Here is a 14,412-nt window from a genome sequence, read left to right as displayed (position 1 = left end):
GGGGGGATCGGTATGCAGCGTCCTCTGCTCTTCGTCGTAAATCCCCGCGCGGGAAGCGGGCGGGCCGAGCGGATTTGGAAGGCGGTCGAAGGGCGGCTCCGTGCGTCCCAAACCGCGTACGAAGCCGTCTTTACGACCCCCGAGGCCGATGGATACGACACAGCCCTTCGCGTCCTGCGCACCGGACGTTACCGCGCCGTCGTCGCCGTAGGGGGCGACGGAACGGCAAACGAAGTCGTGAACGCCCTCTTGCGGACGGCGCCCTCTCTCCCCTTCGGGGTGATCCCCGCGGGATCCGGGAACGACCTCGCCCACGGGATTGGCTTTTCTTCCTGGGAGGCGGCGCTCGAGGCGGTTCTTCAGGGTACCGTCCGCAGGGCGGACGTAGGGCGTTTAGGTGAACGGTACTTTCTCAACGCCGCAGGGGTGGGAATCGACGGCGTCGTCGCCGACGCGGCAAATCGCCTGAAGGGAAGCGGACGTTGGCCGACCTCCCTTTCCAAGTTCGTGTACGTCCTTCTCCTTCTCGCGAAGTGGGTTCGGTTTCGTCCGCGGAGCGCCCGGATCGTCGTCGACGATCGGGTCTACCTCTTTCACCGCGTGTGGCTCGTCGTCGCCTCCAACCACCCTTTCTTTGCTGGGGGGATGCGGATTTGTCCGGGGGCGAGTCCAGAAGACGGATTGGTGGACGTGTGCGTCGTCCACCGCGTCGGACGGCTCCCGTTTCTCCTCATCTTTCCCCTCGTATACACGGGATTGCACACGCGGACGCCGTACGTCACCGTCCTACGCGGTCGAAACGTGCGCGTACGGTTTCGTCTGGCGTCCTTTCCCGTGCAGGCAGACGGGGAGATTCTCGGCGAGGAACCCCTTCGTCTCACGGTCGAGCCGAGGCGACTTTGGATCTTCGTTCCCCGAGGGCGTGAGGAACTGCGGATTTCCGAGGAAGTTCCCGAACCCATGGCGATGCTTCCCTAGGGAAAAGAGGGGCTCCGGAGGGGTTCTCCGTGTGGTACTTCTACCTTCTGCGGCCGCTCGTGCGCGAGTTCATCCGCGCCTACCACCGCGTCCGCATCGTAGGGCGGGAGCGCTTCGATCCGCTTGGGACGTACGTCGTCGTGGGCAACCACGAGAGCGCCCTCGATCCGGTGTATCTCGACGCGTTTTTCCCCAGGCCCATCTACTTCATGGCGAAGAAGGAACTCTTCGCCTCTCCCGTTTTGGGGCCGCTCGTCCGCGCCTTCGGCGCCTTTCCCGTAAACCGCGAGGCGTACGACATCGGCGCCGTGCGCCGGGCACTCCGGCTTCTCCAGGAAGGAAAAAACGTCGGGATCTTTCCGGAAGGCACGCGCAACCCGCGACTTGCGGAAGCAGCCCTCAAGCACGGGGCGGCCTTTGTGAGCCTTAAGACGGGGATCCCCGTGCTTCCCGTTGCCCTCGTGGGAACGGGCCGCGCGTTTCCCAAGGGGGCGCGCTTTATCCGGCCGGCTCGGGTGGTCCTCGTATACGGACGTCCTCTTTTTCCGCGCAGTGGCGAGGATGCGGAGGGGTTTGCCGCGCGGATTAAGGAAGCCCTCACCGAGCTCTACCGCGAGGGAGAAGGGCGGACGGAGGCGGGGGAAGACGAGGCCAGGCCGAACCACGGGGGGGCGAAAACGTGATCTCCGAACTTCGGGTAGGCGATCGGGTGAGGCTCAAAAAGCCCCACGCGTGCGGCGGAGACACGTGGGAGGTCCTCTTTGTCGGTGCGGACGTGCGCCTGCGTTGTACGACGTGCGGGCGAATCCTCCTTCTTCCCCGTTGGGAGTTGGAACGAAAGCTCCGCGAGGTCATCGCGGAAGGAAACTTCTTCCCGCCGTCGGGGCGTTGACTTCGTACCGCCTCGTCGGCGGGTTTCCTTGTCGGATCGGAGTTCACCTCAAGAGAGGAGAAGCGGAGTGGCGGTAAGCGCAGGAATCGTCGGTTTGCCGAACGTCGGGAAATCCACGCTCTTCAACGCCCTGACGCAGGCGGGGGCCGCAGCGGAAAACTTTCCCTTTTGCACGATCGATCCCAACGTTGGAGTCGTCCCCGTTCCCGACCCGCGCCTCGACGTTCTGGCGGAAATGTTCCGTTCGCGGGAAAAAATCCCCGCAACCGTTCGCTTCGTAGACATCGCCGGCCTCGTGGCTGGGGCGAGCAAGGGGGAGGGGCTGGGGAATCGCTTCCTCGCCCACATTCGCGAGGTGGAGGCCATCGTGCACGTCGTCCGCGCCTTCGAAGATCCGGGCGTCGTGCACGTCGCCGGACGGGTAGATCCCGCGCGCGACATCGAGATCGTGAACACCGAACTTCTCCTTGCGGACCTCGAAACCGTGGAGCGTCGCCTGGAACGGGTGGGGAAGAGGGCGCGCGTAGGCGAAGAAGCGGCGCACAAGGAAGCCGCTTGCCTCGAAGAATTGGCGGCGCACCTTGGAGAGGGAAGACCGGCACGCATGTGGAAACCCGAGGAATGTGCAGACCTCCTCGCCGAACTCCACCTCCTCACCGCGAAGCCGGTCCTCTACGTCGCCAACGTCTCCGAGGCGATGCTCGCGGAAAATCCCGAAGACCACCCGCTCGTCCGCGCGGTGCGCGCCCGTGCCGACGAAGAGGGGGCGGAAGTCGTTGTGCTTTCCGCGGCCCTGGAGGCCGAACTCCAGTCTCTACCTCCGGAGGAGAGGCGGGAGTTTCTCCAGGCCTACGGACTTCCGGCGCCGGGGCTCGACCGCCTCATCGCGGCGGCCTACCGGCTGCTTCGGCAGATCACGTTCTTTACGGCGGGGGAAAAGGAGGCCCGCGCCTGGACGATTCGCGAGGGGACGAAGGCCCCCCAAGCCGGCGGCGTGATCCACTCCGACTTTGAACGGGGGTTTATTCGCGCGGAGGTCGTCGCGTACGCAGATCTCGTCCGTGCCGGAAGCATGGAGGAGGCACGCCGGAAGGGGCTCGTCCGTCTCGAGGGGCGCGACTACGTTGTTCAGGACGGGGACGTGATCCTCTTCCGCTTCCACGTGTAGGACGGCGACATCCCCAATCGTATCCGCACTCCACCGGGGTTGCCCGGAGGTATGAAGTGGTAGAATGGGAGCGAAAGGGAATCCTGTCTGCCTCCGCCGTATTTTTTCGGAATCCCATACAAGCGAGGGGATGAACGTCGTGAAGACCGTAGCCATAGTCGGGGGAGGTGCGGGGGGCACCCTCCTCGCAAACCGCCTCGCCCGCCGCCTCGCCCGCGAGATCGAAGACCACGAGGTCCAGCTCCTCCTCTTCGCCAACCGAGAGGTCCACGTATACGAGCCGGGGTTTCTCTTCGTCGTCACGGGAGAGCACGAGATCGAGCACTACACGCGGCCGCAGAAATCGCTCGTGCGCCGGGGCGTCCGCCTCCTCATGGAAGAGGTGCAGCGCATCGACGTCGAGCGGAAACAGCTGCGTACGGCGCGCAACACGTATTCCTACGACATCCTCGTCCTCGCCACGGGGGCGCGTCCGGACTTCGACCTCGTTCCGGGAATGCGCGAAGGGGCCCACAACTTCTACACGGTCGAAGGCTCGCTTCGCCTGCGCGACGCCCTCGCGAACTTCGAGAAGGGGCGCATCCTCATCGTCCAGGACTTGCCCCTCAAGTGCCCTGTAGCGCCTATCGAAATTTTCTTTATCATCGACGCCTACCTACGTTCCCAAGGCCGGCGGCAGAACGTCGAACTCATCTACAGCCACCCCTCCCCCCAACTACACCACGAACCCGGGATCGCCGAATTCATCGCCAAGCGCTTTGCCGCCCGGGGATACACCTTTCTTCCTGAAGTACGCGTCGTAGAGGTCGATCCCCAGAAACGCGTCGTGCGCACGGAAAAGGGGGAAACGCACGAATACGACCTCCTCATCGCTATACCGAAGCACCGCGGTGCTCCGGTGATCGAGGCGTCGGGATTGGGGGACACGCTCGGGTTTTTGCCCACCGACCGCTACACGTTGAAGCTCGCGGGACGCGACGACGTGTACGTGATTGGAGATGCCACAAACATCCCGATCAGCAAGGCGGGATCGGCGGCGCACTACCAGGCGGAGTCCCTCGTAAACAACATCGTCCACCGCCTGCGGGGCCTTCCGGAGACGGCGCGCTACGACGGGAAACTCGCCTGTTTCCTCGTCTCCGACCTCCACGAGTCGAGCTTCATCGGCTGTGACTACAACACGCCTCCGCGGCCCATCCCGTCCACCGAACTCCTCTACTGGTTCAAGGGAATGTACAACGAAATGTACTGGCTCACCGCACGCGGACTTCTCTAACGGAGATTCAGGAGGTGGCACCCGTGAGCGAGGGAGAACGCCGGACCGCGGCGTCGCTGGACGAGATTTTCACTCCGGAAGTGCTCGAGGTGTTGCGGACGCTGCCCACGGCGTCGGAAGGGCTCAGAGAGGCTCTGTCGGGCCTCGCGGAGATGCAGGAGTATGGGATGCTTCGCGTCCTCATCGAGATCTCCGAGTTTCTCGCCACCCTCAAGACGAGCTTTACGGCGGAGATGATGTCCGAGTATACGGGCTGGGCCGTCCGAGGGGTCGAGTTTTTGGACGACGCCCTGCAGGCAGGAGCGGGGGATTTGGCGGGAAGTGCGGTTTCCGCCCTGCGCGCCGCGCGCGAGGCGCGGGCCGAACTCAAGGAACCCCTCACCCCCATGGGGGCGCTGCGCATGCTCTGGGACCCGGAGGTGCGGGAGGGGATGACGTTTTTTCTCCTCTTTTTCAAGGCCTTGGGAAGGGAACTCGCCCGCTCCCGGCGCGGCGAGGGCGCTCCTTCGTCCGGGCATTCGGCGTAGACGGGGAGAATCGTTCGCGGCGGCCGCCGAAGGGGACGGCCGCCTTTCTTGCGTATGAGAAAAGAACTCTGGTATAATACGATGACGTCCGTTCGGACCTCGCGTCCGACTCCTTGCTCCGAAAGGGGCCAGATGTCCAAAAGGAGGGTATCGATGAAGCGGAGTTACGAGCTCGTGACGATCCACCGACCCGACCTTCGCGACGAAGAAGTTGCCGAGGAACGCAACCGCATCGTCTCCGCGATCGTTGAGCGCGGAGGAGAGGTGACGAAGGTCGACCCGTGGGGGAAGAGGCGCCTCGCCTACGAGATCAATAAGTTTCGCGAAGGAATCTACACCGTGTTCGAGTTTACCGCCCCGCCCAAGGCGGCGTACGAGCTCGAACACGTCATCCGCCTCAACGAGTCGATCATCCGCCACCTCATCGTCCGCACGGACGAGGACTGAGCGCAAGGGCCTTCTTCCCGAAGGTCTGCGCGTGGAGAGGGGCGGGGGAGGATGATCAACCGGGTCGTTTTGGTTGGCCGTCTCGTGCGCGATCCGAACATGCGGTACACGCAAAACGGCGTCGCGGTGACGACGTTCACACTTGCCGTAGACCGCCCGTTCGTAGGTGCAGACGGAGACCGAAAGGCGGACTTCATTTCGATCGTCGCCTGGCGGAAGCTCGCGGAGATCGTAGGGGAAAACCTGAAAAAGGGGCGGCAGGTCGCCGTAGAAGGGCGGCTCCAGTCCCGGAGCTACGACAACCGCGACGGGCAGCGGGTGTACGTCACGGAGGTCGTTGCGGACAACATCCTCTTCCTCGACTCGCCGCGCGGACGGCGGGAGGACGGGGAGGCAGAGGTTGCCCCTGCGGCGGGCGGTTCGGTCGATCCGTTCTTCGACGCGGAAGAAGTGGACTTGAGCGAAGACGACCTCCCGTTCTAAAGGACATCGGCAGGCGACGGCTCAGGGGAAATTCGATTTACGGAGGTGGAAACCTTGGCGCGCAGGAGCCGGAAGAAGAAAAAGGTCTGCTACTTTACGGTGAACAAGATCGACCGCATCGACTACAAGGACGTCGAGCTCCTCAGGAAGTTCATCAACGAGCGGGGGAAGATCCTCCCCCGCCGGGTGACGGGGACGAAGGCTCGTTACCAGCGCATGCTCACGCGGGCCATCAAGCGCGCCCGCCACCTCGCGCTCTTGCCCTTTACGACCGACGTGTGAACGCGGCCGCACTTTGGGCGAACGGGAGGCCCGTTCGCCTTTTCTTTTCTTCTCGGACCGAGGGAAGGGGAGGGGGATGGACGTGAAGGTCGTCTTTCTCGCGGACGTTCCCGGCCACGGGCGCAAGGGCGAGGTAAAGGACGTAAGCGACGGGTTTGCCCGCAACTTTCTCTTTCCGCGGAAGTTGGCGGAACCGGCAACGGAAGGGGTTTTGCGCCACCTCGCCCACGAGAAGGAAAAGCACGCGCAAGGGGAAGCGCGCAAGCGCAAAACGGCCCTCGAACGGAAGAAGGCCTTGGAGTCTCTCACCTTGCGCATTCCCGTCCGCCTGGGGGAGTCGGGGCGCCTCCATGGGGCGGTGACCTCGCAGATGATCGCAGAATTCCTGCGGGAGCGGGGAATCGACGTGGAAAAGAGGCAGATCCTCCTCGAGAATCCCATCCGCCACCCCGGGGCGTACGTCGTCCCCGTCAAGCTATACGCAGAGATCACCGCAGAGCTGCGCATCGAGGTCGTGCCGGAAGGGGAAGGTCGCTGAGTCGGGCGGGGGAGGGCCGGGGGTGTAGGGCATGACGTTTCTCGGAGAGGAGAGCGGCACACTTCGCGTGCCGCCGCACAGCGTGGAGGCGGAGCAGGCGCTCCTCGGGTCGATCTTTCTCGACCCCGAAGTCCTCCTGGGGGCTTCTGAAATTCTCGCGCCGGAAGACTTTTACCGCGAAGGGCATCGGCGCATCTACGAAGCTATGCTCGCCCTTGCCGAGAACGGAGAGCCCGTAGACGTCGTCTCCGTAGCCGCCAAGCTCCGCGAGCAGGGGATTTTGGAGGATGTCGGAGGGGACACCTACCTCTTCGACCTCGCGGCGAGTGTCCCTTCGCCCAAGAACGCTCTGTACTACGCCGAAGTCATTCAGGAAAAGGCTCTCCTCCGTAAGCTCATCGACGCGGCCGAGGCGATTGCCGCCCACGGCTATACGGGGGGCTCGGCCCGCGAGGTTTTGGAAGAGGCCGAGAGGCTAATCACCACGCTCGTGGAATCTCGGCCGGAGGAAGGGTTTCGACGTCTGCAGGACGTGCTCGTCGAACTCTATCAGACGTTGGAACGCCTCGCCCAAGGGGAAAAGGAGGTCCGCGGCCTCTCTACAGGCTTTCTCGATTTGGACCGACTGCTCGCAGGGCTTCGCCGTTCCGACCTCATTATCATCGCCGCCCGTCCTTCCGTGGGGAAGACGGCCTTTGCCCTGAACATCGCCCACCACGTAGCCCTCCGGGCGCGCAAGCCGGTTGCCTTTTTCAGCCTGGAGATGCCCGCGGAGCAGCTCGCTCTGCGCCTCCTGTCCGCCGAGGCCAATCTCGACGGGCAACTCCTTCGCTCGGGGGAACTCGGCCCCGCGGATTGGGACAAGCTCACCCTCGCCATGGGCAAACTTTCCGAAGCGCCGTTTTACGTCGACGACTCTCCGGGCCTGACGCTGATCGACATGCGCACCCGCCTGCGCCGCCTCGCGCGCGAGGTGGGGCCCCTCGGCCTCGTCGTCGTAGACTACCTCCAACTCATGCAGGCGGGCCGCAGGGCCTACGAAAACCGCCAACAAGAGATCAGCGCGATTTCCCGAGGGCTAAAGGCCATCGCCCGGGAATTCGAAGTCCCGCTCATCGCCCTCTCCCAGCTTTCCCGTGCCGTGGAGCAGCGGCAAAACAAACGCCCCGAACTTTCGGACCTGCGGGAAAGCGGGAGCATCGAACAGGACGCCGACGTCGTGGCCTTCCTCTATCGTGAGGATTACTACAACGAGAGCACGGAGGCTGCCGGGAAGGTCGAGGTTCTGGTAAAGAAACACCGCAATGGCCCCACGGGAAAGGTGGTTCTTGGGTTTTTGCGCAGCTTCAGCAAGTTCGTCTCGCTCGCCCCGCATGCTTAGCGGACGGGCGGAAATGCGACGGGAAAAGAAAGAAAGTCTTGTAGAACACACGCGAGATGTGCTAGACTTGCTTCCTAGATAGACAGAGAGAGCCCCGGCCTGCGGAGCGCGATCGAGGGAGGCCGTGCATGCAGGATCCTACGTCGCGCTCATCCGCGCCGCGCCCTGGGTGGGAGCGGTTGCGGGAAGCATGGAATCGGAAGAAGGAAGAGCTTAGCGTGCGACTGTCGCTTTCCCTCCCGAAGGGGATGGGTTTGGCGACGGAGAGAGTGCTGCGCGTACGTGCCGCAATGTTGGGTCTCCTTTCCCGGTGGCCGAACGTTCGGGAACGGGTGGTAGCGTTCACCCATCGCCTTCCGGAAGCCGGAAGGAAAGCGCGCGCACTCCTCGTTCGCTTGCGCATCCGAGAAACGGTCCATCGCCTTCGCGCCCTACCGCCGCAGGTCAGGTACTCCACGGCTGCGGGAATCGCCGCAGTCGCCTTAGCGGGCGGTGCGTGGGCGTTCGTCCGCAGCCAAACGGTCGAACTCGTCCGTGTCTATGCGGACGGCGAACCGCTCGGATACGCATCTTCCGCTTCCGTCGTGCAGGACTACCTCGTCCATCGCCTCGAACGCATTGGGCATGCAGCGGGTGGCCGGGCCTTTGCGGTGACGCCCATCGCCCTGGAACGGGTGAAGGTGTTCCGCGGTTCGGCGGAAGACGATGCCGTCCTCGAACGCTTGGGCGACCGTATTGCCGTCCGAGTGCATGCGTATGCGCTCCGGGTGAACGGCCAGCACATCGCCTACCTCGCAAGCGAAGAACAAGCGCGTGCCCTTCTGTCCGATGCGTTGAGCAAGCTCGGCGGGACGAAACTCGTGTACACGGGTGAACCCTCCGTCCACGTCGTCCCGCTCGCGGCTCCGGCAGAAGGGAGCTCCTCCGAACCCGAGAAGAACATCCAGCTCAAAGAATCGGTCGAAGTCGTCCCCACCATCGTTTCCCCGGAGGAACTCGCAGAACCGTCTGCGGTGGAGGCGCTTCTCCTTTCCGGGAGCGAGCCCGAACTCTACCAGATTCAGCCGGGAGACACCTTGTGGGGAGTGGCGCAGAAATTCGGGATCACCGTGGACGACCTCGTCCGCCTGAACCCGGGGCTTTCCGCCGACGACGTCCTCCACCCGGGTCAGCAGCTCAACGTGGGGCGTCCGAAGGCACTCCTCACCGTGCGCGAAGAGTCGACGCAGACGGTCGAGGTGGACATCCCCTACGGAACGAAAGAGGTAAAGGACGATTCGCTCCCTGCCGGAAAGCGGGTCGTCAAGGTGAAGGGGCAACCCGGTAAGAAGCGCCTGGTGTATCGCGTGGTCATGGAAAACGGGCTCCTCAAGGAGCAGGAAGTGCTTCGAGAGGAAGTCCTCGAGCCTCCGGTCGATGAGGTTGTCGCGATCGGGACGAAGGTCGCGTACTCATTCACGCCCCAAGGCGGATACCCCGTGTACGAAGGTACCGGGAACTTCATCTGGCCTACGATGGGCGGCTACGTGACGAGTCCGTTCGGCCCCAGGTGGGGCGGGTTCCACACGGGGATCGACATCTCCGGTGTGCAGGATCGAACGATCGTCGCAGCCGACCGGGGGACCGTGGTCTACGCCGCCTGGATGTCCGGGTACGGGAACCTCGTGATCATCGACCACGGGAACGGGTATTCCACGTACTACGCCCACCTGGCGCAGATTCTCGTCTCCGCAGGTCAACGCGTGGAACAGGGGCAAAAGATTGGGATCATGGGCATGACGGGGTATGCCACCGGCATTCACCTCCACTTCGAAATTCGGAAGAACGGAACGCCCACGAACCCTCTGAGCTACTATCGGGCGCGCTGACCGTCTGCGTCCTTCCCCGGGCCAAAAGGCCCGGGGTTTTTTATTCGGTACGGGGCGGTCTCCGTACGGCAATCGGGCGCAAGGTATAATGGAGCTCGGAGGGATGGGAAATGGCGGAGACCATCCTCATCGTAGAAGACGAAGAGGCGATCGCCGAGATCGTAAAGTACCACCTGGAAAAGGAAGGGTTCCGCACGCTCACCGCATACGACGGAGAAACTGGGTTGCGCCTAGCCTTGGAAGCCCCTGTAGATCTCGTGATCCTCGATCTCATGCTTCCCAAGCTCGACGGCTTCGAACTCCTTCGGCGGCTGCGGAGGGTGCGCGACGTACCCGTCCTCATCCTCACGGCCAAGGGCGAGGAGCTCGACAAGGTCCTCGGACTCGAACTTGGGGCAGACGACTACGTGACCAAGCCATTCGGCCGAAGAGAGCTCATTGCCCGCGTGCGAGCTCACCTTCGTCGGGTACAAGGGCAGCGGCGGGAGGAGCCGAAGAGAATCCTTCGCGTGTTCGACCTCACGGTGGATCTGGGAATTCTCGTCGTGCGCCGGGGCGATGAGGTCCTTCCTCTGACGCAAAAGGAGTTCGAGGTGTTTACGTACCTCCTCCTAAGGCGGGGCAACGTAGTGTCGCGGGAGGAACTCCTGCGCGAGGTGTGGGGATACGAATACACCGGCGACGTGCGCACGGTAGACGTAACGATTCGCCGCCTGCGGGAAAAGGTAGAGCGCGACCCCGCGCGGCCGGAAATCGTGCGTACGCGGAGGGGGGCGGGGTACTACATCCCCCATGAAGATGACGAACGTACGTAGGTGGTTTTCCCGGACGGTTCACGCCCGCGGCACACCGCTGTGGCTCAAGTTCACGCTCATCTTTACCCTTCTCCTCCTCTTCACCCTCGAGCTCGTGGGCGCGCTTTTCGCTACGAACCTGAAGGCGTTTTACGTCGGCCGCCTGGACGACGCTGTGCGCGTGGAGGGGGAGTTCTTGGCGTTTTACCTCGCCCCTTACCTTTCCGCGGAATTCCCCGCCCGGGAGGACGTCCTCCTCGAAGACATCGAGACGATCGTTCGCAACTTCACCCCGCTGACGAGCGGGCGCGTCTACGTGGTGGACAACCGCGGCTTTGTGGTCGCGAGTGTTCCGTCCGACGCGCGGGTTGTGGGGCACAAGTTGCGCCACGAGGGGGTCGAACGCGCCCTGGAGGGAGTGGCCACGGTGGGTCCGTTCGTCCGCGGCGAGGAAGGGGAGGTCTTTCGCGTAGCCGCCTTTCCCATCCGCGATCAGGGGAACGTCGTCGGTGCGGTGGTCATGGACGTCCCGGCCGCCGAGACGTTTCGGCTCATCGCCGACCTGCGGAGGCTCTTCTTTACCTCGGGGGCCATCGCCCTCGGGGTGAGCGCCCTTGTCGTCCTCTTTTTTGCCCGGGGGATATCGGCTCCCATCGTCGCCCTTACGGCGGAAGCGGAAGCCCTGTCGCGCGGCGAGTTTCCCTCGCGCAGGCCGAGCGAGGAGGCCGATGAGCTCGGCCGTCTCGACCGCGCGTTCGTGCGGATGGCCGAGGCACTTCGCGATGCCCTTCACACGTTAGAAGCGGAACGCCGTCGCCTCGCGGCGGTCGTCGCCCACATGGCGGAAGGGATTCTCGCCGCCGACGACCGCGGTCGGGTCTACGCGGCGAACGCCGTAGCCCTCGACCTCCTGGGTGTTTCCCAGGCTGAGGAACGTACGCTTTCGGAGCTCTTTGCCCTCCCGTCGGACGAGGACCTCGGAAACCTCTTTAGCGAAGCGGGGGCGTTTCTCCTGGAGAGGGGAAACCGAAACCTCCGGATCAAGACGAACCCCCTGCCCGACGGTGGCGTCGTCGTGGCCGTCACGGACGTCACGGAGGAAATGCGGCGCGAGGCGCGGCAGAAGGAGTTCGTCGCCCACGTGTCGCACGAGCTGCGGACGCCCCTCACGGCCATCCGGGCGTACTTGGAGGCGGCCGAGGAGGAAGAACTTTCGCCGAACGCGCGGCACTTCCTCACCGTAGCCCTGCGGGAGGCTCGGAGGATGGAGCGCCTCATCGCGGACCTCCTCACCTTGAGCCGCATCGACGCCGGCGAGATGACCCTCCGCCTCGCCCCTACGGACGTCCGACTGTGGATTGCTGAGGTCGTCGAGCGCTTTGCCATGCGCTTTCGCCAAAAGGACGTGGAGTTTACGTACCGTCTCCCCGAACGCCAGCTTTGCGTGTTTCTGGACGTGGAGCGCATGAACCGCGTGCTCGACAACCTCTTGGACAATGCCCTGCAGTTTACCCCTTCCCAAGGGAAGGTGAGCCTCGAGGTAGGGGAAGAAGGCGGGCGACTGCGCATCTCCGTATCCGACACGGGCGTGGGAATCCCGGCCGCCGATCTCCCCTACGTGTTCGAACGCTTTTACCGCGTAGACCGCTCGCGCACTCGGAACCCTGGAGGAACGGGGCTCGGCCTCGCTATTTCCCGGGAAATTGTCCGCCTGCACGGCGGGGATATCTCCATCCACTCTCAGGAGGGTGCGGGGACGACGGTCACGCTCTACCTCCCCGGAGGTGGGGATTGTGCGCGCTGAACGCCTCTTCGGCATCCTCCTTGGCTTTCTCGTGGGGGTGAGCGTGTTTCTCACGTACCGAATTTGGCAGGAAGAACCTCCCCTCCTTCCCTATGCCCGCGCCGTCGAACCCGCTCCCAAGAAGGAGGGGCAGCTTACTCCTGCGGACTTCCTGTGGGGGGTTGGGATCTACCGCGTAGGAGACGACGTACGGATCGTCTACGGACTACCGATCGGCTCTCTCGCCTCTGCCGTACGCGGCCCTTGGCGGGAAGGATCCCTCCTACCCTCCCCCTACCGCACGTTCACCTTTACCCCTTTGTCGCCCTTTCCCTCTTCCCCTTCGCTTCCTTTTGCCGGCGTCGAAGCAGGAGAAATTGAGGAATTCGGTCTTTGGGAAGATCTTCCGCTCGCGGAGCGTCCGGCGCGCGGAGGGAGCTTTCTCCGCGCCGGACAGACGCTGTACGTCGGAGAGGCGGTCCCCGAAGGTTGGACGCCCCTCACGCCGTACCTCGACCGAAGCGTGCCCGCACGTGAGTTTCCCCGAGGGGAAGGACGGGTGCCTTTTGTAGTTCCCACCTCGGAAATCCGCCTCCCTGTCTACCGCCTCGCCTACGAAACCCCTTCTCCCGAAGAGCTCCTCTCGCGCCTCTTTTTCGACGCACCCAACTTTCGCGCCTTTCGCGAGCGAACGGGCGCCCAGATCTTCACGAACGGGGTGGAGAGCGTACGCTTCGGACGGGACGGTCAGGTTACGTACTTCGCTCCGGCCCTACGGCGAGACGAGGGCACGCACCCCTCCCCCCTCTCTTCTGCGGCGGTGTTTTTGAATCGCCACGGGGGACTCCTCTTCCCCGCGGCTTTCGTTGGTGAGGAACGCGAAGGCGGCGACGTGATCCTCCATCTCGTCGAGCACGTGGAGGGATTTCCCCTTCTCGTGCCGGGGCCGACCGGCCCTGTTCCCTTCGGGGAGATCGAGCTCCGGATGAACGGACCGCAGGTCGTGGAGGGACGATGGCCCCTGCGGAAGCGTGTCTCCCTCGAAGTGCTCCCGGAGGCGGTCACCTTGCCTCCCCCGAGTGGGGAGATCCAGAGGCCGACCCCGGATGCCCTTTGGCTCGTCGCCTACGAGTTCGTCGAAGGCGACACGCCGGGACAGGGAATCGCCCGTCCGCGCGCATACTGGTGGTTGCCGCAGACGCGTCGGTTTGTCCCCACTGAAGGAAGGGGGGGAGGGTCGTGAGAGAGGCGAAACCGCTCCTTTACCTCCTCGTCCTCTTTCTCGTCCTCGACGCTTTCCTCCTCGTCCTCTGGCTCGGGGAGCGATTCGTGTACGAGGGTCTTCGCCCCCTCCTCCCCGGGGATACGCGGACCGCTGGACTTCCCGCGGGGATCGGGCGGGACCAGCCGTACCTCTCCTATTGGACGGTAGACGAGACGTACGCAAACCTCGCGCTTCCCGAAGTTCGGCTCGTAGCGGAAGGCCGGGGAGAGTGGACCGCTCTCCTTCCGACTCCTCTGCCCGAGGGAAGAGAAGAGGTTGCGCTCGCCGAATACTTCCCCTACGCGCGCAGTTTCCGCTTGGTGGGTAAGGCGGGCGGAAGGACGGTCTACCGCCAACTCCTCGACGGGTATCCCGTCTTCGACGGATGGGTGGAGGTCGAGGAAGACCGAAGGACGGTCCACCTCCACCCCGTCGTGCCGCGGGAAAAGGGGCCACCACGACTCCTCATCCCTCCGGAAAGCGTCGCCCAAGTGCTTGCGGATGCCGGAGTCCTCCCCCCGGGAAAGAAGATCGATCGGCTCGAAGCTGGCTTCCGCCTCGTGCCCTACGGGGAAAAGGACCCCCTCCGCCTGATCGTCCCCGTATGGCGAGCGACCGTCGGAGACCAAGTGTACGACGTAAGCGGGTTTCTCGGCCTCCTCCTGCAGCAAGGAACCCCCCGTCTGCAACCTTGAGGGAAGACCTTTGCTCACCTCCGCTCGGGCGATTTT

At 63.9% G+C, this 14,412-nt stretch carries 16 protein-coding genes; all 16 read left to right on the top strand.

The genetic code is table 11. From position 1 onward, the window contains the following. Positions 1 to 12: 12 nt before the first annotated feature. Positions 13 to 978, top strand: coding sequence for a diacylglycerol/lipid kinase family protein (locus C7438_RS07755; RefSeq protein ID WP_121444797.1), 966 nt, complete (start codon positions 13 to 15; stop codon positions 976 to 978). A 29-nt stretch (positions 979 to 1,007) separates the two neighbouring features. Further along, complete coding sequence (locus tag C7438_RS07750) at positions 1,008 to 1,661, top strand: lysophospholipid acyltransferase family protein (RefSeq protein ID WP_121444796.1); 654 nt, start codon at positions 1,008 to 1,010, stop codon at positions 1,659 to 1,661. Next, on the top strand, positions 1,658 to 1,870 hold the full coding sequence (locus tag C7438_RS07745) for a DUF951 domain-containing protein (RefSeq protein WP_245956577.1): 213 nt from the start codon (positions 1,658 to 1,660) through the stop codon (positions 1,868 to 1,870). Before C7438_RS07750 ends, C7438_RS07745 begins: the two co-directional genes overlap by 4 nt. A 67-nt stretch (positions 1,871 to 1,937) precedes the next feature. Then, the gene (gene ychF, locus C7438_RS07740) at positions 1,938 to 3,038 is read left to right on the top strand and encodes a redox-regulated ATPase YchF (protein ID WP_121444795.1); all 1,101 of its coding nucleotides are present in this window, start codon (positions 1,938 to 1,940) and stop codon (positions 3,036 to 3,038) included. A gap of 130 nt (positions 3,039 to 3,168) precedes the next feature. Next, a complete protein-coding gene (locus C7438_RS07735) occupies positions 3,169 to 4,314 on the top strand; it encodes an NAD(P)/FAD-dependent oxidoreductase (protein ID WP_121444836.1) in 1,146 nt (381 codons plus the stop codon). 23 nt (positions 4,315 to 4,337) lie between these two features. Further along, a complete protein-coding gene (locus C7438_RS07730; RefSeq protein WP_121444794.1) occupies positions 4,338 to 4,841 on the top strand; it encodes a DUF1641 domain-containing protein in 504 nt (167 codons plus the stop codon). 153 nt (positions 4,842 to 4,994) lie between these two features. Next, positions 4,995 to 5,288 (top strand): 30S ribosomal protein S6, encoded by a 294-nt coding sequence (gene rpsF, locus C7438_RS07725; RefSeq protein WP_121444793.1) that lies wholly within the window; start codon positions 4,995 to 4,997, stop codon positions 5,286 to 5,288. Positions 5,289 to 5,339: 51 nt separating this feature from the next. Beyond that, entirely contained in the window at positions 5,340 to 5,771 is a 432-nt protein-coding gene (locus C7438_RS07720; RefSeq protein ID WP_121444792.1) for a single-stranded DNA-binding protein, read from the top strand. Between the two features lie 54 nt (positions 5,772 to 5,825). Continuing rightward, the gene (rpsR, locus tag C7438_RS07715) at positions 5,826 to 6,053 is read left to right on the top strand and encodes a 30S ribosomal protein S18 (RefSeq protein ID WP_121444791.1); all 228 of its coding nucleotides are present in this window, start codon (positions 5,826 to 5,828) and stop codon (positions 6,051 to 6,053) included. 82 nt (positions 6,054 to 6,135) lie between these two features. Continuing rightward, on the top strand, positions 6,136 to 6,591 hold the full coding sequence (gene rplI / locus C7438_RS07710) for a 50S ribosomal protein L9 (protein ID WP_211322146.1): 456 nt from the start codon (positions 6,136 to 6,138) through the stop codon (positions 6,589 to 6,591). Positions 6,592 to 6,622: 31 nt separating this feature from the next. Beyond that, positions 6,623 to 7,972: a replicative DNA helicase gene (gene dnaB / locus C7438_RS07705; RefSeq protein ID WP_121444789.1), complete on the top strand. Its 1,350-nt coding sequence runs from the start codon at positions 6,623 to 6,625 to the stop codon at positions 7,970 to 7,972. A gap of 218 nt (positions 7,973 to 8,190) precedes the next feature. Next, positions 8,191 to 9,840 (top strand): peptidoglycan DD-metalloendopeptidase family protein, encoded by a 1,650-nt coding sequence (locus tag C7438_RS07700; protein ID WP_170143642.1) that lies wholly within the window; start codon positions 8,191 to 8,193, stop codon positions 9,838 to 9,840. 110 nt (positions 9,841 to 9,950) lie between these two features. Then, a complete protein-coding gene (locus C7438_RS07695; protein ID WP_121444787.1) occupies positions 9,951 to 10,655 on the top strand; it encodes a response regulator in 705 nt (234 codons plus the stop codon). Then, the gene (locus tag C7438_RS07690; protein WP_121444786.1) at positions 10,633 to 12,438 is read left to right on the top strand and encodes an ATP-binding protein; all 1,806 of its coding nucleotides are present in this window, start codon (positions 10,633 to 10,635) and stop codon (positions 12,436 to 12,438) included. The genes C7438_RS07695 and C7438_RS07690 overlap by 23 nt, the downstream gene beginning before the upstream one ends. Beyond that, positions 12,428 to 13,660: a hypothetical protein gene (locus C7438_RS07685; protein WP_121444785.1), complete on the top strand. Its 1,233-nt coding sequence runs from the start codon at positions 12,428 to 12,430 to the stop codon at positions 13,658 to 13,660. Before C7438_RS07690 ends, C7438_RS07685 begins: the two co-directional genes overlap by 11 nt. After that, positions 13,657 to 14,376, top strand: a complete 720-nt coding sequence (locus C7438_RS07680; protein ID WP_121444784.1) for a hypothetical protein — start codon at positions 13,657 to 13,659, stop codon at positions 14,374 to 14,376. Before C7438_RS07685 ends, C7438_RS07680 begins: the two co-directional genes overlap by 4 nt. Positions 14,377 to 14,412 lie beyond the last annotated feature (36 nt).

Source organism: Brockia lithotrophica (genome assembly GCF_003633725.1).
Lineage (GTDB): Bacteria > Bacillota > Bacilli > Thermicanales > DSM-22653 > Brockia > Brockia lithotrophica.
This window is presented reverse-complemented; position numbering and strand designations above follow the sequence as displayed.